The organism is Protofrankia sp. CiP1_Cm_nod3 (genome assembly GCF_982290655.1).
On sequence record NZ_CEVIVD010000120.1, the window covers coordinates 11,648 to 13,339 of the forward strand.

Below are 1,692 nucleotides of genomic sequence, written 5' to 3' on the forward strand. Positions count from 1 at the left end.
GAACCCGTACCGGGTACGGCCGGTCGGCGCACGTCCCGACGTGTCCACCGCCCGGGCGGTGGTCGGACGGAGGTTCCCGCCGGGCCCGACCGGCGGCCGGGCGGGGGGTTCTCACCAGAGCTACCCGACTGCTACCTGGCGCGGTCGGTACCGGGTTCCGGTGGCTGGCTCGACAGGTCCGGACGGCCGGGGCCCGCGGGCCGCCGCGAGGATGGGCGTCCTGCGAGGATGGGCGCCATGGCCTGGGCGGATCTGCGCGCGTTCCTCGTTCACCTCGAGCGTCACGGCGACCTGCGGCACGTCCGCGTCCCGGTCGACCCGGTCCTGGAGGTCACCGAGATCGTCACGCGGGTGGTGCGGGAGGGCGGGCCCGCGCTGCTGTTCGACCGGCCGCTCGGCGCCGACATGCCGCTGGCCATCAACGTCTTCGGCACCGAGCGGCGGATGGCCGCCGCGCTGGGGGCCGGCAGCCTCGACGAGATCGGCGACCGGATCGCCGCCCTGCTCAGACCCGAGCTCCCGGTCGGGCTCGGCGGGCTGCGGGAGGCCCTGGGCAAGGTCGCCGCGCTGCGGTCGGTGCCGCCGCGCAAGGTCCGGACCGCGCCGTGCCAGGACGTCGTCCTCAAGGGCTCGGACGTCGACCTGCTCCGCCTGCCCGGCGTGCACGCCTGGCCGGACGACGGCGGGGTGTTCCTGAACCTGGGCCTGACCCACACGAAGCATCCTGAGACGGGTCAGCGCAATCTCGGCATGTACCGGCTGCAGCGTCATGACGCCCGGACGGTCGGCATGCACTGGCAGATCCACAAGGACTCCAACGCCCATCATGCCGTCGCCGAGCGCCGCGGGGAGCGGCTGCCGGTGGCGATCGCGTTCGGCTGCGACCCGGCGGTGACCTACGCGGCGTCCGCCCCGCTGCCGGCGGAGATCGACGAGTACCTGTTCGCCGGGTTCCTGCGCGGCGAGCGGGTGGAGATGGTCGACTGCCTGACCGTCCCGTTGCAGGTGCCGGCGAACGCCCAGGTGGTGCTCGAGGGCTGGCTGGAGCCGGGGGAGCGCTTGCCGGAGGGCCCGTTCGGCGACCACACGGGTTTCTACACCCCGGTCGAGCCGTTCCCCGCCCTGCACGTCGACGTGATGACCCTGCAGCGTGACCCGGTCTTCCAGACGATCGTCGTGGGCCGCCCGCCGCAGGAGGACGGGCCGCTCGGCAAGGCGACCGAGCGGATCTTCCTGCCGCTGGTCCGGATGATGATCCCGGAGATCGTCGACTACGACCTGCCGGTCGAGGGCGTCTTCCACAACTGCGCGATCGTCTCGATCGAGAAGCGCTACCCCAAGCACGCGCAGAAGGTCATGCACGCCATCTGGGGCGCCGGGCTGCTGTCGCTGTCCAAGCTCGTCGTGGTCGTCGACGCCGACTGTGACGTCCACGACTACTCCGAGGTGGCGTGGCGGGCGTTCGGCAACGTCGACTACGCCCACGACCTGCTGACCACGGTCGGCCCGGTCGACCACCTCGACCACGCCTCGTACGAGCAGTTCTTCGGTGGGAAGATCGGCGTGGACGCCACCCGCAAACTCCCGACGGAGGGATACCGTCGCGAGGGCGGCTGGCCCGCGGAGGCCGTGATGGACCAGGCGGTCAGGGACAAGGTCGCCCGGCGCTGGAAGGAGTACGGGCTGTGACCA

Annotated in this window: 1 protein-coding gene; it reads left to right on the plus strand. The window is 72.2% G+C overall.

Annotation, left to right across the window (positions count from 1 at the left end):
* Nucleotides 1-237: 237 nt before the first annotated feature.
* The gene (locus AC5LUJ_RS18815) at nucleotides 238-1,689 is read left to right on the plus strand and encodes a menaquinone biosynthesis decarboxylase (RefSeq protein ID WP_250283270.1); all 1,452 of its coding nucleotides are present in this window, start codon (nucleotides 238-240) and stop codon (nucleotides 1,687-1,689) included.
* Nucleotides 1,690-1,692: the final 3 nt, after the last annotated feature.

Coding starts and splice junctions, on each gene's coding strand:
- AC5LUJ_RS18815 (WP_250283270.1), top strand. CDS start 238: ATGGCCTGGGCGGATCTGCGCGCGTTCCTCGTTCACCTCGAGCGTCAC.